The 11,979-nt window shown below is 64.7% G+C and carries 13 protein-coding genes; 9 read left to right on the top strand and 4 right to left on the bottom strand.

Translation table 11 applies throughout. The annotated features are described in order from the left end of the window. The first annotated feature begins 12 nt into the window (after window positions 1-12). Window positions 13-177 (top strand): hypothetical protein, encoded by a 165-nt coding sequence (locus IT350_01050; GenBank protein ID MCC6156608.1) that lies wholly within the window; start codon window positions 13-15, stop codon window positions 175-177. Between the two features lie 6 nt (window positions 178-183). Here IT350_01050 and IT350_01045 read toward each other — a convergent pair whose 3' ends face one another. Both IT350_01045 and nadA read right to left on the bottom strand, forming a co-directional pair. Next, a complete protein-coding gene (locus tag IT350_01045) occupies window positions 184-825 on the bottom strand; it encodes an HD domain-containing protein (protein MCC6156607.1) in 642 nt (213 codons plus the stop codon). Between the two features lie 95 nt (window positions 826-920). Beyond that, entirely contained in the window at window positions 921-1,973 is a 1,053-nt protein-coding gene (gene nadA, locus IT350_01040) for a quinolinate synthase NadA (protein MCC6156606.1), read from the bottom strand. Window positions 1,974-2,486: 513 nt separating this feature from the next. Here nadA and IT350_01035 point away from each other — a divergent pair. After that, complete coding sequence (locus tag IT350_01035; GenBank protein MCC6156605.1) at window positions 2,487-4,283, top strand: tetratricopeptide repeat protein; 1,797 nt, start codon at window positions 2,487-2,489, stop codon at window positions 4,281-4,283. A 109-nt stretch (window positions 4,284-4,392) separates the two neighbouring features. Then, window positions 4,393-4,992, top strand: a complete 600-nt coding sequence (locus tag IT350_01030) for a rhomboid family intramembrane serine protease (GenBank protein ID MCC6156604.1) — start codon at window positions 4,393-4,395, stop codon at window positions 4,990-4,992. 6 nt (window positions 4,993-4,998) lie between these two features. Here the strand turns inward: IT350_01030 and tatC are convergent, their stop codons facing one another. Both tatC and tatB read right to left on the bottom strand, forming a co-directional pair. Further along, complete coding sequence (gene tatC, locus IT350_01025; GenBank protein MCC6156603.1) at window positions 4,999-5,748, bottom strand: twin-arginine translocase subunit TatC; 750 nt, start codon at window positions 5,746-5,748, stop codon at window positions 4,999-5,001. A gap of 29 nt (window positions 5,749-5,777) precedes the next feature. After that, window positions 5,778-6,218: a twin-arginine translocase subunit TatB gene (tatB, locus tag IT350_01020; GenBank protein ID MCC6156602.1), complete on the bottom strand. Its 441-nt coding sequence runs from the start codon at window positions 6,216-6,218 to the stop codon at window positions 5,778-5,780. A 157-nt stretch (window positions 6,219-6,375) separates the two neighbouring features. Here tatB and IT350_01015 point away from each other — a divergent pair, with 157 nt between their 5' ends. The 6 genes from IT350_01015 to IT350_00990 all read left to right on the top strand — a co-directional run bounded on the left by IT350_01015 (window position 6,376) and on the right by IT350_00990 (window position 11,934). Beyond that, window positions 6,376-7,383 carry a DUF1722 domain-containing protein gene (locus tag IT350_01015; GenBank protein MCC6156601.1) on the top strand — a complete coding sequence of 336 codons (1,008 nt, stop codon included), beginning with the start codon at window positions 6,376-6,378 and terminating at the stop codon, window positions 7,381-7,383. A gap of 330 nt (window positions 7,384-7,713) precedes the next feature. Further along, on the top strand, window positions 7,714-8,007 hold the full coding sequence (locus IT350_01010; protein MCC6156600.1) for a hypothetical protein: 294 nt from the start codon (window positions 7,714-7,716) through the stop codon (window positions 8,005-8,007). Between the two features lie 16 nt (window positions 8,008-8,023). Continuing rightward, window positions 8,024-9,592, top strand: a complete 1,569-nt coding sequence (locus IT350_01005; protein ID MCC6156599.1) for a hypothetical protein — start codon at window positions 8,024-8,026, stop codon at window positions 9,590-9,592. A 106-nt stretch (window positions 9,593-9,698) separates the two neighbouring features. Next, window positions 9,699-10,802, top strand: coding sequence for a hypothetical protein (locus IT350_01000; GenBank protein MCC6156598.1), 1,104 nt, complete (start codon window positions 9,699-9,701; stop codon window positions 10,800-10,802). Beyond that, complete coding sequence (locus tag IT350_00995; protein MCC6156597.1) at window positions 10,799-11,470, top strand: hypothetical protein; 672 nt, start codon at window positions 10,799-10,801, stop codon at window positions 11,468-11,470. Before IT350_01000 ends, IT350_00995 begins: the two co-directional genes overlap by 4 nt. Further along, window positions 11,467-11,934, top strand: a complete 468-nt coding sequence (locus IT350_00990) for a hypothetical protein (GenBank protein ID MCC6156596.1) — start codon at window positions 11,467-11,469, stop codon at window positions 11,932-11,934. The genes IT350_00995 and IT350_00990 overlap by 4 nt, the downstream gene beginning before the upstream one ends. Window positions 11,935-11,979 lie beyond the last annotated feature (45 nt).

Here is an 11,979-nt window from a genome sequence, read left to right as displayed (position 1 = left end):
CGGACCCGACGCGTGAGCCGGTGGCGCGATCCCGCGATGACGCTGCGCTGGTGTGCGACGGCGCTGCTGGAGCACGAAAAGCGCTTCCGCAAGGTGATGGGCTACAAGGACCTGTGGATGCTTCAGGCCGCCCTCAATGCGGGCGCGGAGCTTGACCGGAAAGAGGGCGTGGCGTAACCATGTTTAACCGAACCGCCGATCCACTTTCCACGGAGAATGGGACAGGCTCATTTCTCCGGAGATCAGGTCGCAGAGAAACTTCCGCTGCGGCGGCGACTCTTTGGCGCCTCGAATGATTTCCCCAACGGTTTTCGCGCATCCTTGCCAAAATAATCCGTCGATCCCGCGTTGAAGACTGCTCTTTTCCACGATCAGAGACGTCAGTTCCTCGTGCGTTTGTTTGCCCCACTTTCCGAGGATGACGCGTTCCGCGGCATGGGAAAATGCGACGTGTCCGACATCATGAAGCAGCGCGGCGAGGCGAAGGGCCTGACGGCTCTTCGCCAGCGGGGTATCTGCGAATGCCTCGTCCTCTTTCGCGATGGATTCGATCGTGCTTCCCTTTTTCTGGCACAGGGAGTCGAATGCCATCGTGGCGACGTGCATCACGCCGAGGGAGTGCTCGAATCGCGTGTGGTTAGCGCCGGGATAGAGCAGGTCGGTCAAAGCCAACTGCTTGATGTCACGCAACCGCTGAAAGTATGGGTGGTCGATAACCGCTTTTTCGCTCTTCGAGAATCGAATAAAGCCGTGGACGGGACAGCGGATCCTTTGGGTCGGTTCGTCTTTTTCAGAAAGATAAACGGGTTGTCGAAATTCTTTCACGAGCTTCCCCAGTGAATCATGCATCATCTACAGACTTTGACATCACTCGACAAGCCGTGGTCGCCATCGCCAGCCTCAGGTTTCGACGCCCCGCCTCACCCGATCGCCAGCATGCGGTCGAGTGATTTCTTCGCCCGCACGCGCACCGACTCCTCGACCTCGATCATCTCGACGTCGTGGCGCAGCGAGTCGAGCACGTTCTCGAGCGTAATCTCGTTCATGTGCGGGCAACGCACCGAGCACATCCGCAAAATGTCGCGCTCGGGATTTTCGGCGATGATGTTGTCGCCCATGCTGCATTCGGTGAGCAGCAGGTAATGAGCCGCGTCGTGTTCCTTCACCTGACGCACCATCTGGGTGGTGCTGCCCGAATAGTCGGACGCCGCGACGACCTCGGGGCTGCACTCGGGGTGCGCGAGCACGTACACGTCGGGGAACTGGCGGCGCACGTTCGCGATGTCATCCACCGTGTATTTTTCGTGGACCTCGCAGCGCGCGCGCCAGCCGATCATGCCGATGCCGCGCGCGCGCACGTCTTCGAGCGCGTCGAACTCGCCGCTCGGCACGAGAATCGTCTTGCCCGTTTCGGCCGCGACATTTCGCGCCAGGTATTCGTCGGGCAAAAAAATCACGAGGTCGGAGTCGAGCGCGTTCACCACGCGCTCCGCGTTGCCCGACGTGCAGACCACATCCACCTCGGCCTTCACGTCGGCGTAGGTGTTGATGTAGGTGACGATCGGCACGCCGGGATACGCCTCGCGCAACCGGCGCACATCTTCGGCGGTGATGCCGTCGGCGAGCGAGCAACCGGCTTTTTTCGCGGGCAAAAGCACGGTGCGTTCGGGGTTCAGGATTTTCGCGGTTTCGGCCATGAAACGCACGCCGCAAAACACGATGGGGTCCGCGCTCGCCGCTGCGGCGCGTCGCGAAAGTTCCAGCGAATCGCCGACCACGTCGCAGACCGAGTGGAAGAGCGCCGGCTCCATGTAGTTGTGGCCCAGGATGATCGCCCCGCGCTCGGCCTTGATGCGGTTGACCTCGAACGCGATCTCGGCCTTGAGGCGCAGTTCGGCCTCGGGCACGAGTCGCGCCAGGCGCTCGCGCATGCGCTCAAACATCTCGTTCACGGTCGTCGCGGCAATGGACATATCGCTCCTGGCTGCGGGCCGGCCTGTCATCCCGAGGGAGGCCATGCCCCCTGTCATCCCGAGGGAGGCCGTCAGGCCGAGTCGAGGGATCCCTTAAGACTTCAACCCGTAAGGGATTCCTCCACTGCGTTCGCTTCGCTCACTCCGGTCGGAATGACAAGGGCTAAATCGCGCCACATCTATGTCACGAGCAGCCGCGGCGTCAACCCGACATGCGATGTCGCGTATGCGGCCCAGTCGTCGGCGACGCACCTTCCAGCGCTCGCTCGACCCGGAAGTTATCATGATATGGGAACCTTTCGGACGACACCAAAATCTTGACCGATGGTCATGATATGATATGAATAAGAAATCTTAAGCGCGAAAACGCACCCACGGGGCGAGTGCCTCCGGGGGCGGACGTTTTCGCGGAAAGGCAAGCCCGACGTCATGGCGAGATGGGCCCGAGCGCACTGGACCAAAGCGAAGTCGCGGATGAGGGCGCTCGTCGTCGGAGTCCAGCGAAGTCCTCGCATGAGGATCCTTGCGGTGGCGTTCGCGATGTCCTCCGTGATCGGGATTTCGATCCTCTCTCTCGAAACCGCCGTATATCAGGGCCGAATCGGCGATGGCGACACGATCGAGTGCGGGGATGTCCGCTCTGACGTCCGCGAAGCGCGCACTCTCCTAGATGAACCCCCGACATTGATCCCCACGTTGGACATCCGCCTTCGCGTCATGGCGAAGCACCTGAGGATCTGCCACCCGGAGTCGCCCGAAGCCGCCGAAGTCGCCGGCGACGCTTACCTTCGCGTGTCGCGGGAGTTCACGCTGAACTCGTGGTTCTGCCGTCGCTGGTGGGCGTTTCAAGCGCACCGCTCTTACGTCGCCGCCCTTCGGCGCGCTCCCGATCGACAGCCTCTCTGGGCGAAGAACGGCGAGGTCTGGAACGACATCGGTTGGCTGGCACGCGCAAAAACGTCGTATCTTCGGGCCATCGAACTGAATCCCGATGACGACAACGTGGTCACCACGCTCGGCGTGATACTCAGGACCCTGGACGAGCCGGAAATCGCGGAAACCGTCTTTCGAAATTACCTCGCTTCGGATTCACCAACCCGCGATCCCTTTGTCGTCGCCGATGTGAATCTCGCGCTCGGCCGCATACTGGCGAAGAAGGGCCGAAACGACGAGGCGATCGACTTCATGAAGAACTCAACCGGCCATGCGGAAGAGCTTCTGAACTCGCGGTTGAGCCGTTCGTATTCCGGGTGCGCGTTCCAGGCGCTCGGTCAGCTTTACGGCAAGGTCGGCAGGTTCGACGACGAAACCGAAAACCGGATCAAAGCCGCGGAGCTCGACCACTACTGGGATTTCGCGCAGGAAGACGCGGCGATCCGCGCGTATCGACGCGGACATTTCGAACGCGCGCTCCCATTCGCCGAAAGAGCGGTGGAACTCGAAACCTCCTCCACCAATGTCGCCCTCAAGGCGCTCGTATTGCTCGCTCTCGATCGGGACGAGGACGCGCTTGCGCTTCTCAACGAGGAACCGCTCAAAGTCGGCGTGGTCGCTCGTTGGCTGGGTCTGGACGCCGCGGTGGCCCGGGATGTCGTGGCCGGGCATTACGCACTCGCCGAGAAAAAATTCGATGACGCCGAACGGCGATTCGCCCGAGCGCTTCGTCCGGTCACGATTCCCCACGTCGCCTTTCTTGTGACGCCTTACAACGATTACAATCGATCTCGCGCGTTCGTTCACGAGATGGCGCTGCTCGGCCTCGCATGGACCTACTCGGCCCAAGCGCGTCACGCCGAAGCTCTCCCGTTCCTCGATACGCTGGTTCGCCAAGTCCCCAACAATTTCTTCGCCCGCATGGCACGGGTGACGTCGCTCACGGGTCTTCGCCGATATAACGAAGCCGAAGTCGCATTGGCGAAACTGGCGAAGTTGTACCCCGACAATCCGTATGTGGTGAATCAGCTCGGAATTCTCGCCCTCAATCGTGGCCGTTTCGACGACGCCGGTGACGCGTTCAAACGCGCCGCGAATGTGGCCCCCGGGGCTTTCCCGTGCCCGTACGAAGGGCTCGGGCTCTCGTATCTCCGCCAGGGACGAACCAAGGAAGCCGAGTCCATGCTCGCGAAGGCCATTGACGTGGCGCCCGACCGTGACGCGCGAAAGTACAGTGCGCTGGCCAAGATCCGCATCCGCGAACATCGGTACGACGAAGCGCGAGATCTGCTGGAGAAGGCGCTCGAGAACGTGCCGAGTCACCCGGAATCACGAAAGCTGCTTGACGCGCTCAACGCCGCGCATCCGGACTCCTAGTCGCACGATCACCCCGCCCCGGGCGTTCCCCGTGGGACCACCGATGTGCTAATCCTGCCCGGACATGATTCCCTATCGCGATCTCAATCCCACGCGTCGCGCGCCGGTCGTGACAACGCTATTGATCGCCGCGAACATCGCCGCGTTCGTGTGGCAGCTCGGCGTGCGTGATTCGGGCCTTCGCTTCGCGGCGGTGCCGTATCAGATCCTGCACCCCTGGGCGTGGGACTCGATCCTGACGCCCGTCACCGCGATCACCAGCGCGTTTTTACACGGCGGTATCGCCCACCTCGCGGGAAACATGGTGTTCCTGTGGGTCTTCGGCGACAACGTCGAGGACCGGCTGGGGCGCGGCGCGTTCGTTCGCTTCTATCTCGTCGCGGCGCTCGTCGCGTGCCTCGCGCACGCGGTCGTGCAGCCGGGATCGCGCGTGCCGATGGTCGGCGCGTCGGGCGCGGTGGCGGCGGTGCTGGGCGCGTACCTGCACATGTTTCCGTCGGCGCGCATCAAGGGGTTCTTTCTCATCATCATCTACCCGATCTTTTTCGTGTGGCGCGCGAAAATCTTCATCGGCCTATGGCTCGCCTTGCAGATCTTCGGCTCGATCATGAGCGATCCGCTCGCCCCGGGCGTGGCGTGGTGGGCGCACATCGGCGGATTCGCCTACGGCTGGTGGGCGGTGAGCACGGGCCGTGTCCGCAAGCGCTGAAGGCGACTACTCTTCGGCCATGTCGGCGGCGTTTGTCGCGTCGGCCGTTTTGCCGCGCGAGCCGAACAGATACGCCGCCCCGGTCGCGAGCAGATAGAGTATGACGAGCGGCACGCCGAGCGTGATCTGGGAAATGATGTCGGGCGGCGTGAAGATCGCCGCCCCGATAAAGATGACGAGCACGGCGTAGCGGAAGTTTTTCCACAGCCACTGCGGCGTGACGATGCCGACGCGCGCCAGAAAGAATACGAAAACGGGAAGCTCGAACGCGATGCCGAAGCACACGAGCATCGTCAGCGCGAAGCTCCAGTACTCCTTCACGCTGATCATGGCGCGGATCGTTTCGGTCTCGAACGTCTTGATGAAGTAGGCGAAGCCGACGGGGAACACGCCGAAGTAGCCGAACAGCGCGCCGCCCACGAAGAAGAACGAACCGACGATCACCACCGCGCCGAAATACGCACGTTCGCGCTTGTACAGTCCCGGCGCGACGAAGCGCCAGATCTGCCAGAAGATCACCGGCGCCGACGCGAAGACGCCGACCGTGACCGCGACCTTCATGTAGGTGATGAAGGCTTCGGCGGGCGAGGTGAACACGACCTGCCGGCCCTCGCCCAGCACGCGCGTGAGCGGCTCCATGAAGAGCGCAAAGATGCGCGGCGCGAAATTCCATGCGGCGAAAAAGCACACGCCGATCGCCCCGGCGCACCACAGCAGCCGCTTGCGCAGCTCGGTCAGGTGCTCGGTCAGCGTCATGTGGCCGGCGAGCTCGCCGTCGCGCCCGGTCACGCCGCACCTCCATCGTCCGCGCCGCGTGCCACCGTCTCGGTCGACGGCACGACCGGACGCGCGCCCGTGCGCTCGCGCTCGACGGGGATATCGGCCGCCGGATCGATGGTCTCGACGGTCTCCACGGGGGACTCCACACGCTCCGTCGACGTCGCGGGCGAGGGAGACGCGGAATCGGATTCGGCCGTGGCGGTTCTCGCGGCGACGGGTTCGGTCGGGCGTTTGGCGACGGTCGAGGCGCGTTCGGCCTTGAGTTCCTCGAGTTCCAGCACCCGGATCTCGTCTTCCATCGCGTGCTTGAATTCGTTGGTGACGCGACGGACCTGCTGCATGGTCTTGCCCAGCGTGCGCGCGATTTTGGGGATATTCTTCGGCCCCATCACGAGCAGCGTGAGAAAGAGAATCAGCAGGATTTCGGAACCGCCGACGTCGAACATGGGCGAGCGCGCCCTCCTGCGTTGCGCCGATTGCATGCGTCGCGCCGATTGGACGACGCGCGATGATGTTAACGGCGCGCCCCGTGGTGTCAATGAAAACGGACCTTTCATCGGTGGCGTGCTCGCATCCGAACGGTGTTCGCGCTAAAAGGCGCACATGACCGAGCACACGACCTCGCCGGAACCCGGCGAACCGACCTTCGCGCGTCCCCGGATCTTCGTCAGCCGGTGCCTGGGCTTCGAAGCCTGCCGGTGGGATGGGGCCATGCTGCGCGACGATCTGTCGGAGCGACTCGCGGCGCACGCCGACCTCGTCACGCATTGCCCGGAGGCCGAAATCGGTCTGGGCACGCCGCGTCCGCCGGTGCGGATCGCCCTGCGCGGCGCGGAACCCCGACTGGTGCAGCCCGAATCGGGCCGCGATCTGACCGACGCAATGCGGGCGTGGACCGACGCGACGCTCGATTCGCTTGGTCCGATCGACGGCTTCATTCTCAAGTCGCGCTCGCCCTCGTGCGGGCCGCGCGACGTGAAGCACTACGCCGACGCCAACCCCGACGCGATGGCTTCCGCCAAGGGACCGGGGCTGTTTGCGGCCCAAGTGCTGCAAAGGTTCGGCGAGGGCGCGGTCGAGGACGAGGGGCGGCTGTCGAACTTCGTGATCCGCGAACGCTTCCTCATTCGCGTTTTTACGTTCGCCGAGCTGCGTGCCGCGCGGGCAACGGGCCGGATGAGCGAGCTCGTCGATTTCCACGCCCGTCACAAGTTCCTGCTCATGGCCGCGCGCGAGTCGGCGATGCGCCGGCTGGGCAACATCGTGGCGAACCGCGAAGGCCTTGCGCCGGACGGTGTGTTCGCCGCGTACGCCGAGGTCCTTGCCGGTGTGTTCGACGCCCCGTGGCGGCGCGGAGCGGTCATCAACGCGCTCGAGCACGCATTCGGCTTCTTCAAGAAGTCCCTCTCCCCCGCGGAAAAAAAGAACTACGTGCAGCTCGTGCGACGCTATCGCGAACGCCGCGCGCCGCTCGCCGCGCCCATCGCCCTGCTCGCCTCGTGGTCCGAGCGCGAGGGATACGACTACCTGCGCCGCCAGAGCCTGCTGCGTCCGTATCCCGCGGAGCTGATCGATCTGACGGATTCCGCGAAGGGACGCGGCGAGATCTGAGTCTCCGGACGCTCCGTTGCCTCCCGGGTTTTCGCAGAGACGCAATCCCACAATCGCATGGATCTCGACGCAACCGATTCGAAAATGCGGTCAAGTTGTATAACCGCATAACCGTTTAAACGGTTATACAGGTATATCAGCGTTCATCCATTCCGGCCGGCTTCCTCCGATCGGTCGAATACCGTAGCAGGTGTGTCATCGGCAATGCTGCGCACCCGTCCTCCCGCCCTCATGGACAATCCGCCCGCGTTCTGGAAAACTTCCAGCGCTTGGGGAGGATGGAATATGCGTCTTCGTGCGTACGTTCGGCTCTTGGGGATCGCCGTCGCACTGGCACTCGTGGCGACGTCGGCGGGTTCGTCGGACAAGAAGGTCGGTCCCGACTGCACGTACAAGGGCTTCAAGCTCTACGGCAAGGTCAAGATCGTCTCGAATTTTCCCGACATCAAAATCCAGACGGTGCAGTCGTTCCCCGACCTGAAGGTCAAACACGTCGAGCACTTCCCCGATGCGTGCGGCAAATGGCAGTTCGTCGAAAACTTCCCCGAACTGAAAGTGCAGTACGTCGATTCCTTCCCCGATCTGAAGATTCAGTTTGTCGAGAACTTCCCGGGCTTGCCGTGAAATCGCGAGGTCTGAAATGCGACGCCTTCTGACATCCCTGTTGATTCTGTTCGCCGCCGCGACCACCGCCCCGGCGGACTTCGACCCCGATCTGCACGCCAAGGCCGAGGCGTATCAGGAGTGGATCGAGACCTGGCACAACGGCAGTCTCGGCGCGCTCACCGGCGCGGTGGAGTTCACCGACGAAACGCGCACCGAGATCGGCTGCCTGCACCACCAGGGCGACAGCATGATCTGGACCGGCATGTACCTCGGCGCCGAGGCGCTGCGCTACATGGCCACCGGCGAGGAAGGCGCGCTGGACGAGGTGCTGCGCGTCGTCGAATACATGCGCACCGCCATGGCGATCACGCAGACGCTCGGCTACATCCCGCGCTTCGCGGGCGAGGACATCGCGCCGTGGAACTGCGGCCAGGGCGACGACAACGACTGGAAGAACCACGGCGAAGGCGAGTTCGCGGGGCTGTACTGGGTCGATCACACGAGCCGCGACCAATACAGCGGCTGGTGGTGGGGCATGGTGCTCTCGTATGAGGCGCTCGAAGGGCTTGCCGAACACGAGGACGTGCGCCAGGGAATCCGCGACGACATCATCGACGTGATCGAGATGCTCACCACGAACGACTGGAACATCACCGACCAGAACGGCGAATACACGGGCAACGGCGCGGCGTGGATCGGCCCGATGAAGCGCATCGCGTGGCTCGTGCAGGCCGCGTACGTGATCGACACGCCCGAGATTTGGGAACTGCTCGACCAGCAATACAACCTGTGGCGGCCCGTGCTCGCGGTGGACATCTGGGCCGGTTACAACAAGTACACCGAGTACTACGGCAACAACCTGCGCCACCTGGACTTTCAGGCGATGTTTCGCCTGTGGCCCGACCGCGAGCGGCTGGAAGAACTCTACGACCTGTGGATGACGTACAACCGTCCCTACGTGGAGCGCACGCACAACCCGTGGTTCGATTCGACGCACGTCACCGGCTGCCTGCGTCTCGGCGTTTGCGACGAGGACGATTACGACTGGATCGAGGACGACCACTTCAACACGCTGGGCCGCTACTGGGCCGCGCCGAGCTACCGGCGCGCACGCACGTGCTCGGACATGCCGCTCGATCCGCTGTCGGTGCTGCTCGACGAATTGGGAAACCAGTACCCGTGGCTGAACGACCTCATCAACATCGACCCGATCACCGCCGAGGCGCGCGAGCTGGACGACCGGCACTGGACGGACATGTACTGGCAGTCGACGCCCTTCGAAGCGGGCTGCAATCACGGCGAGGACCCGCGTTACGTCGGTCCCGGCATGGACTATCTCGTCGGCTACTGGATGGGCGTGTACTACGGCATCCTGCCCGGCGGCGGGCCCTTCGGCGACGATGACCTGATCGAGCCGGACGACGACGACACGGATGATGACGCCGATGATGACGCGACGGACGATGATGCCGATGACGATGCCGACGACGATGCGGCGGATGACGACACGTCGGATGACGATGCGTCCGACGACGACTCGTCCACGGACATCCCCGCCTTCGGCGACGATGACGATGACGACGACGACGGGTGCGGGTGCTGACCTGATCGTCGCTCCACTTGGAGCACGGAGCGAATCCCGATAGTCTGGCGGGGTCATGACAACCTCCGCCTCGCGCCCGTCCGCCCCGCGTCCGTCCGACCCGCCGATGCCGTCGCGCCCGCGCGTTGCAACGATTGTGGGACGCGTCGCCGCGTTCGCGTGGCTCGCGGTGACCTGCGCGGCGTTCCTTCATTTGGCGGACGGGAATCCCACGCACCGCGCGCGCCTCGAGGATCGCGGGCAGGGCGACAGCTTCATCACCGCGCGCGAGGGTTACGTCGCCGGGGTCGGGATGCACAGCGGCCGGGCGTGGGTTTCGAATGAAGGCCGCCCGCCGCGCTGGATCGACCTGGATCGCCCCGCGCACGGCGTGGCCATCGCCGCCGGCGGCCTCGTCGCCGTGATTCCCTATGTCGATGACCGGCTGTGGATGCTCGGCCCACGCGAGAAGACGGTGAAACCCGCCACGGTGGTGATGCCCGGGCGCACGACGATCGCCGCGGCCACGTTTCTTTCCGGAGCGTGGTACGTGGCGTGGTACGACCGCGTGCACGACCGTACACGCAAGAAAAAATTCCCCTGGCTGATTCCCGCGCAGATGCGCTACGAGTTCGGCGTCGCGCGGCTCGATGGCGCGGTCGGCGCGCGAAATCGCCCGAACGCCGACCTCTACCGCGCGAAGGCGATCTGGCACGAGGAGACCTCGCACCCGTGGCGGCTCGTGCCGTCTCCCGACGGGGAAAGGCTCTACGTGCTCGCCGCCGTGTCTGAGGAGTTGATCGCCATCGCCACGGCGGACGGCGCGGAGTTGTTTCGCGTGCCGACGCCGCCGCTGCCGGCGGATCTCGCGTGCGTCGCCGATGCGTGCTTCGTTGCCGCGCCGGGCTCGTCGCACATCGCGGCGTATGACGCACGCACCGGCGCCGCGTTGCCGCCCGTGCCCGCGGGGCGCGGCGTGACGGGGGTCGACCTCGCGGGCGACACGCTGTACGCGATCTCGAAGTACGAGCGCCGACTCGTCGCGGCGACGCGCGGTGCGCATCGATGGACGCTCCGCGAGACGCGCGTCGCGGGGGTGCCGTCGGACCTCGCGATCAAGGGGCCGAAGATCGTGGTCGCGGACGCGGCCGACGGCACGCGCCGCTTTTTCGAGACGTCGACGCTCGCGCCCTGGGCCGATCGCCCGTTCAAAGCGCGGAGCGAACCGTGACCGCGTCGGCATTTTTCTCGGTTGTGTGGTACGCCGCCGCGTTTCTCGCGCTCGTGGTGCTCACGCTGCTGGCCACGCGCTATTGGCGGCGCGCCGGGGCGCATCCACTCACGGCGCTCACCTCCGGACAAACGGGAATCGGCGGATGGCTGCTCACCATGGCGGTGGCGCTCGCCGCGTTCATGGGTGTGCTCGCCGCGTGGCTGCTGGTCTTCGTCGCATTCGTCTGCTTTCTCTACAGCGCGGGGCTCGCGTGGGGCGAGATCGGCAATTTGCTCGGCGAGCTGCCGCCCACCGCGGGCAACATCCTCTTTCACGCCACGTTTCCGGCGCAGATGTTCCTGATGGGACTGTTCCTGTTGCTGCTCGTGCTCGGCCCGTTTCAGCTCGTGCTCGGGCCGCTGCCCGCGTCCCGGTTCGCGTGGTTTCGCGTGGATGACATCGCGGCGATGGTGCGCCGCCTCGCGCTGCTGCTCGGCCTCGTCGCCGCGCTCGAACTCGCGCGCACGGTGATGGCCGGCTCGTTGCTCGCGCCCGAAGGATTGCTCGACTTCTTTGCGCGAAACGGCGAAACGCCGCTCGCCGATCCCACAGGCCTCGCGCTGCTGGCCGCGTCGGTGGTCATCGGTGCGGTGCTCGTTTTCGTTGGTTTGAGGAATCGGCGATGACGCGCCGCGCGTGTGCCCTCGCGCTGCTCGCGATCTCCGGCGTGGTCTTTGCGGCGGCGTGGCCGGGGCTCAAGGAATTGTTCGGCAGTGCGATCAGTTACCGGCTTCACCACGAGGTCGCCGCGCCGCTGTGCGTGTTTCTGACGCTGCCGATTCTGGGTCTCGCGGCGCTCGCGCGCGCGGCGGAATTGCTCGGCCACGGCGAACACTTGCCGGCTCGTGTGGAGGGCGCGTCGACGGCGCTGCTCGGCCTCGCGGTGCTGCTGCTGGGTCTCGCGCTTCTGTTCGAAAACGAGTGGTTCTTTTCGCTCTACGACCCCAAGGGGTTCCCCGTGCATCCGCCGGAGATCGTCGCGTTTCCTTGGGGCCGGTGGGTGACGCCGCGCGCGCACGCCTTCGCATCGGCGGTGCTCGTCGGCGTGGCGTTCGTGCTGGCGCGCGGGGCGAAATCGCGCGCGGAGTGAAATGGGACGTGTGGCACAGCCGCCCTCGGCTGTGCGGAAGAAGTG

This window comes from Deltaproteobacteria bacterium (assembly GCA_020845895.1).
Classification (GTDB): domain Bacteria; phylum Lernaellota; class Lernaellaia; order JACKCT01; family JACKCT01; genus JADLEX01.
Note: the sequence above shows the minus strand (reverse complement) of the source record. Positions and strands in the feature narration are given on the sequence as shown.

Coding starts and splice junctions, on each gene's coding strand:
- IT350_01000 (MCC6156598.1), top strand. CDS start 9,699: ATGCCGTCGCGCCCGCGCGTTGCAACGATTGTGGGACGCGTCGCCGCG.
- tatC (MCC6156603.1), bottom strand. CDS start 5,748: ATGACGCTGACCGAGCACCTGACCGAGCTGCGCAAGCGGCTGCTGTGG.
- IT350_00990 (MCC6156596.1), top strand. CDS start 11,467: ATGACGCGCCGCGCGTGTGCCCTCGCGCTGCTCGCGATCTCCGGCGTG.
- nadA (MCC6156606.1), bottom strand. CDS start 1,973: ATGTCCATTGCCGCGACGACCGTGAACGAGATGTTTGAGCGCATGCGC.
- IT350_01005 (MCC6156599.1), top strand. CDS start 8,024: ATGCGACGCCTTCTGACATCCCTGTTGATTCTGTTCGCCGCCGCGACC.
- tatB (MCC6156602.1), bottom strand. CDS start 6,218: ATGTTCGACGTCGGCGGTTCCGAAATCCTGCTGATTCTCTTTCTCACG.
- IT350_01035 (MCC6156605.1), top strand. CDS start 2,487: ATGAGGATCCTTGCGGTGGCGTTCGCGATGTCCTCCGTGATCGGGATT.
- IT350_01015 (MCC6156601.1), top strand. CDS start 6,376: ATGACCGAGCACACGACCTCGCCGGAACCCGGCGAACCGACCTTCGCG.